The sequence below is a fragment of the Rhodococcus sp. (in: high G+C Gram-positive bacteria) genome (assembly GCF_049286785.1).
GTDB lineage: Bacteria > Actinomycetota > Actinomycetes > Mycobacteriales > Mycobacteriaceae > Rhodococcus_F.
Genome location: NZ_JBAQEO010000398.1, coordinates 1 through 5,214, shown reverse-complemented (window position 1 = coordinate 5,214; position 5,214 = coordinate 1). Strand labels below are relative to the sequence as shown.

5 protein-coding genes and 1 pseudogene are annotated in these 5,214 nt (G+C 65.2%); all 6 read left to right on the top strand.

Features of this window, described 5'->3' with window-relative positions; translation table 11 throughout:
• On the top strand, positions 1-210 hold a 210-nt coding region (locus tag WAW17_RS14970), incomplete at its 5' end, for an OB-fold domain-containing protein (protein ID WP_422333739.1).
• Positions 207-1,415 carry a thiolase family protein gene (locus tag WAW17_RS14965; protein ID WP_422333738.1) on the top strand — a complete coding sequence of 403 codons (1,209 nt, stop codon included), beginning with the start codon at positions 207-209 and terminating at the stop codon, positions 1,413-1,415. The genes WAW17_RS14970 and WAW17_RS14965, both read left to right, overlap by 4 nt.
• Before the next feature lie 16 nt (positions 1,416-1,431).
• On the top strand, positions 1,432-2,586 hold the full coding sequence (locus WAW17_RS14960; RefSeq protein ID WP_422333737.1) for a CaiB/BaiF CoA transferase family protein: 1,155 nt from the start codon (positions 1,432-1,434) through the stop codon (positions 2,584-2,586).
• Positions 2,583-3,734, top strand: a complete 1,152-nt coding sequence (locus WAW17_RS14955) for an acyl-CoA dehydrogenase family protein (protein WP_422333736.1) — start codon at positions 2,583-2,585, stop codon at positions 3,732-3,734. The genes WAW17_RS14960 and WAW17_RS14955 overlap by 4 nt, the downstream gene beginning before the upstream one ends.
• Positions 3,735-3,754: 20 nt before the next feature.
• Positions 3,755-4,723, top strand: coding sequence for an acyl-CoA dehydrogenase family protein (locus WAW17_RS14950; RefSeq protein WP_422333735.1), 969 nt, complete (start codon positions 3,755-3,757; stop codon positions 4,721-4,723).
• A gap of 54 nt (positions 4,724-4,777) precedes the next feature.
• Positions 4,778-5,214 (top strand): annotated as a pseudogene (locus WAW17_RS14945) (acetyl-CoA C-acyltransferase); the annotation flags it as partial.

Sequence of the window (5,214 nt, the reverse complement as noted above, 5' to 3'; positions counted from 1 at the left end):
GTTGTGCAGCGCGGCTCCAAGTCGGGCCCCTACACCTCGGCCGTGATCGAACTCGCGGGTGGCGGAGTGGTCAAGGCCAATCTTGTCGGGGTCACGGATCCGACCCTGATCGAGCCTGAGACCAAGGTGCGCCTGGTGACGTTCGATGCCGGCACCGACGACGACGGAACCACCGCGGTGGCTTTCGGGTACGAACCGATCGGAGCATGAGAATGAGTGACGACATCTGGATCATCGGCGCTGCGATGACCAAGTTCGGTCGGTTCCCCGACCAGGATCTGCTCGACCTCGCATCCACCGCGTCGATGGATGCGTTGGCCGACTCCGGGCAGTCGATGGCCGATATGGGTCTGCTTGCGATGGGAAATGTGTACGAGGCCAATTCGCACAACGGTCAGCGCCTGCAGAAACAGATCGGACAGACCGGAATACCGGTGTTCAACGTGGTGAACGCATGTGCCACGGGAGCCACCGCCGTACGGGTTGCGATGATGGGCATCAAAGCAGGTGAGTGCGACATGGCTCTCGCGGTCGGCGTCGAAAAAATGGGCAAGATGGGCATGCTCGGAGGCGCCGCGAAGAAGGCGGGTGAGAAGAAGGTATTCACTCCCAAGGGGCGCTATGGAGCTGTGGTGAAGACCGAGGGTCTGATCGGCACGGGCCTCATGCCGGGGGTGTTCGGTCAGGCCGGCACCGAGTACGCGCTCGCGCACGGGGTGAGCGCCGAACAGTTCGCCAAGGTTGCCGTCAAGAACCACCTGCACTCGACGCTGAATCCGTTGGCGCAGTATCAGAAGGAGTTCTCGCTGGAGGAGGTACTCGCGGCCGAGGTCATCAGCTACCCCAACACGTTGCCGATGTGCTGCCCGACAGGTGACGGTGCCGCCGCGGTCGTTCTGGTGTCGGACGCCAAACTGAAGACTCTCGATCCGGATGTGCGCCGCCGTGCCGTCAAGGTGTCCGCATCGGTGATGACCTCCGATCCCTGGACAGAGGGCGGTCAGGTACAGCCCGACGTCAACACGCTGACGCGGATGGCGGCGGACCAGGCATACGAGGCCGCGGGAGTCGGACCGGAAGATCTCGACTTGGTCGAGCTGCACGACTGCTTCGCGACGGCCGAGCTGCTCCACTACGACAATCTTCGTCTGTGCGAGCCGGGCGGTGCGGGCGACTTCATCGACTCCGGGGCACCGATGCGGGACGGGAAGACTCCGGTCAACGTGTCCGGCGGCCTGCTGTCGAAGGGGCATCCGATCGGAGCGACCGGAATCGCGAACCTTTACGAGGTTGCCACTCACCTGCGCGGCGAGGCGGGCGACCGCCAGATCGCCGGAGCCAAGGTGGGTCTGACCCACGTCATCGGCCTGGCTTCCGCGTGCGCGGTCCACATTCTGGAAGCGCCGGCCACGTGATCAGGGAGGTGCAGTGATGGCAGGTCCACTTGCCGGTGTGCGCATTCTCGAAATCGCGAGCGCGGCACCCGCACCTTTTGCGTGCATGATTCTTTCCGACCTCGGGGCCGATGTGGTCACCGTCGATCGTCCAGGAAAACCCGGACGTGAACCCCGGCGGCGCAACGACCCGCTGGTGCGCGGGCGACGCTCCGTCGCAGCGGATTTGAAATCACCAGAGGGCATTGCGCTGGTCCGCGAGCTGTCCTCCTCGGCAGATGTTCTCGTCGAGGGCTTTCGGCCGGGCGTGATGGAACGACTGGGACTGGGGCCCGACGTACTGCTGTCGGACAATCCGAGTCTCGTTTTCGCACGGATGACGGGATACGGACAGGAAGGTCCGCTGGCTCCGCGCGCCGGCCACGACATCAACTACATCGCGGTCGCCGGCGCCCTCGAGCCGATCGGGCGGGAAGGGGAACGCCCGATTGCACCGCTCAATCTGGTCGGTGACTTCGGCGGTGGCGGAATGCTGTTGGCTGTGGGAATTCTCGCCGCCCTTCACGAGCGCACGAATTCAGGCCTGGGCCAGGTGGTCGACGCTGCGATGGTCGACGGTGCCGCGCTCCTGACCGCGTTCGTGCACGGGGTACGGGCAGACGGAAACTGGTCGGACGATCGCGGCACCAACCTGCTCGACGGCGGCGCCCCCTTCTACGACACGTACGAGACGTCGGACGGACGCTACGTAGCGGTGGGCGCCTTGGAACGCCGCTTCTACGAACAGCTGTTGATCGGGTTGGGACTCGACAAGGATCCCACCATGCCGGGACAGATGGAACGTGAACGGTGGAGCGAGTTACGTGCACGTCTCAAAGACGTGTTCTCGAGCCGGACGCGAGAAGAATGGTCCCAGGTGTTCGCGGAGCTGGATGCCTGTGTATCCCCCGTACTGGCACCGGGCGAGGTCGCCGATGCCGAACACTGCCGGGCGCGTTCAGGATTCGTCGAGGTCGCCGGGCTGCGACAGCCGGCACCGGCGCCACGGTTCAGCCGAACACCCGCAGCGGATCCGACGCCGGCACGAATCCCCGGCGAGGACACCCAACAGGTACTGGACGATTGGGGTCCGAGAGCCGATCGACTTGCCGAATTCGGGTTGCCCGATCGAGAAGAGGCGATCGCACCATGACGGATTCCTCATCGCTGGAGGTACCGGAGTCGGTCGATGCGGCTCGGACCGCTTTCCGGGCATGGCTGTCGTCGAACAGCGTCGAACTCGAGAAGTTCCGCGAGACCGGCGGCGATGTCACCGATGTGTTCGAACGGCTGCGCCATTTGCAGCGGATGCTGTTCGACTCGGGGTGGATCCGGCTTGGCTGGCCGGAGTCGATCGGCGGCCTCGGTGGCACCGCCATCCTGCGCAGCATCGTGAGCGAGGAACTTGCGGCTGCGGGCTACCCGCCACCGTTCTCGTTCGCAACCCAAGAAGTCCTCGGGCCCGCGGTAGCCGAGTTCGCGAGGCCCGAACTGGCTGCCGACGTGCTGCCGCGTCTGCTGTGCGGCGACGAGACCTGGTGTCAGGGTTTCTCGGAACCCGGAGCGGGCAGCGATCTGGCGTCGCTACGGCTCAGGGCCGTCCGCACGGACTCCGGATGGCGGGTGTCCGGGGAGAAGGTCTGGACCAGTTGGGCGCAGTTCGCCGACCGCTGTGTGCTGCTGGCACGCACCGGCAGTCCGGACTCTGCCCACCGCGGAATATCCGCTTTCCTGTTGGACATGGACACGCCGGGTATCGAGATCAGCCCGTTGCGGAGCATGAACGGCGACGAAGAGTTCTGTTCCCTCTATTTCGACGAGGTCGAGATCCCCGAGGAGCGTTTGCTCGGTGACGTGGACGGCGGCTGGGCCGTGGCCATGTACGTACTCGCCGGCGAGCGCGGCGCCGCGGCATGGCAGCGCCAGATCTGGTTGCGCACTCGGTTGAACGATCTGGCCGGCGCGAAGGCCTCGGTGATCGCCGACTCGGTCGTGGGCGAGTCGCTCGAACTGCTGACTGCTCTTCGCCTCCTGTCGAGGCGAACCGTTCGTGCCCTTTCTGCGGGCGTGCCGGTGGGTTCGACAACGTCGCTCGACAAACTCGCGATGTCGACCGCCGAGAAGTATCTGTTCGATGCGGCTCTGAACGGTGTCGGTGACGACATCGTCTTCGGTGGGGACGCGACCGCGAAGGCGTGGCGCAACGACTACCTGTACAGCCGCGCCTCGTCGATCTACGGCGGGGCCGCAGAGATTCAACGAAACATCATCGCCGAGCGCCTGCTCGGTCTGCCGCGCTGACAGCTGGAGGAAAGGACGATATGGACGCCGACGACGTCGCCCAGGTTGTCGAGAGCCTGCGACAGGCCTTGACAACCGACCCATCACGTTCGCGGGAGACCCTCGAGGAGTTCGGATGGATCGAGCTGCTGGAGGACGATCCGCAGGTGGCTGTCAGTGCCCTGTTCTCGCTGCGGGGTGGACTCCTGACACCGGGTTCGGCATTGGACCAGGTGCTGCTACATGCGGCCGGGATAGACGATCTTGCAGCTGACCTGCGCGTCGTTCTGCCCGCGTCGGGCGGGAATCGGCCGAGTAGTCGTCACATCGGTGACGGCGAAGTGAAGATCGACGGCGTCGTGCAGTCGGGTTCGGGACGGGTACTGGTTCCGTGTCTCGACAGTGCCGACGAGCTGGCGTTCGCCGTGTGCGGGCAGATCGAAGTGATCGAGGGCGAACCTCTCGATGCCGCCGCAGGCTGGCGCAGGGTCGAGGCGATGCAGACCGCGGACACGGTGTTCGATGCCGCCGCGCTCGGCGACGATCCGACTCACGTCTGGGACCGCATGGTCGCTGCGGGTCGACGTGCTCTGTCACACGAACTTGTCGCAGTCGCGGCCGCCATGGAGGTGATGACGGTCGAACACGTGCGTAGCCGTAACCAGTTCGGCCAGGCCCTCGGCTCGTTTCAGGCGGTCAAACATCAACTGGCGGACGTGCACCTGTGGAATGAAGTCGCGGCCTTGTCTGCTGATGCGGCGTGGGAGGACCTGGGGTCCGAGAGTGCGGCACTTGCGAAGGCGGCAGCAGTGCGCTGCACGCGCACTGCTCGCGCAGTGTGTCAGCAGCTACTCGGTGGCATGGGGTTCACCTGGGAACACGACTTCCACCGCTATCTGCGACGTGCGCTGACCCTGGAACCGCTTCTCGGGGGTGCTTCGGGTCTCCATGCGGAGCTCGGAGCTGCCGTGCGCTCCGGATCGATCAGTGACGCCCTGATCTCGCTTTGACCAGAGAACGCGCTGTTCGCGAGCGCGTATCCAATCCGAATTCGAGGAGAAAATATGCGTGAAGCGTGGATCATCGACGGCGTCCGTACGCCCCGTGGCAAGGGTAAGGCGTCGGGTGCGCTGCACGACGTGCATCCCCAGGAGTTGCTCGGCGGACTGTTGCGCGAGCTCACCGCGCGAGGGCTGGACGCGCGAGACGTCGAGGACGTGGTGATGGGGAACGGCGAACATGCCGGGGACCATGCCAACGACATCGCTCGATCGGCCGTCCTGACCGCCGGTTGGCCGGTCACGGTACCGGGCCTGACCCTCAGCCGATTCTGCGGTGGTGGCCAGCAGGCGGTGATGGCAGCGGCGACCGGTGTTCTGTCCGGCTGGCAGGACGTGGTTGTGGCGGGCGGTGTGGAGTCGATGTCGCGCCACACTTACGGGCAGCCGTTGGATGCCGGTAACGCGCGGTTGCGTGAGCGCTATCCTCTCGTGCCGCAAGG

Coding starts and splice junctions, on each gene's coding strand:
- WAW17_RS14955 (WP_422333736.1), top strand. CDS start 2,583: ATGACGGATTCCTCATCGCTGGAGGTACCGGAGTCGGTCGATGCGGCT.
- WAW17_RS14965 (WP_422333738.1), top strand. CDS start 207: ATGAGAATGAGTGACGACATCTGGATCATCGGCGCTGCGATGACCAAG.
- WAW17_RS14950 (WP_422333735.1), top strand. CDS start 3,755: ATGGACGCCGACGACGTCGCCCAGGTTGTCGAGAGCCTGCGACAGGCC.
- WAW17_RS14960 (WP_422333737.1), top strand. CDS start 1,432: ATGGCAGGTCCACTTGCCGGTGTGCGCATTCTCGAAATCGCGAGCGCG.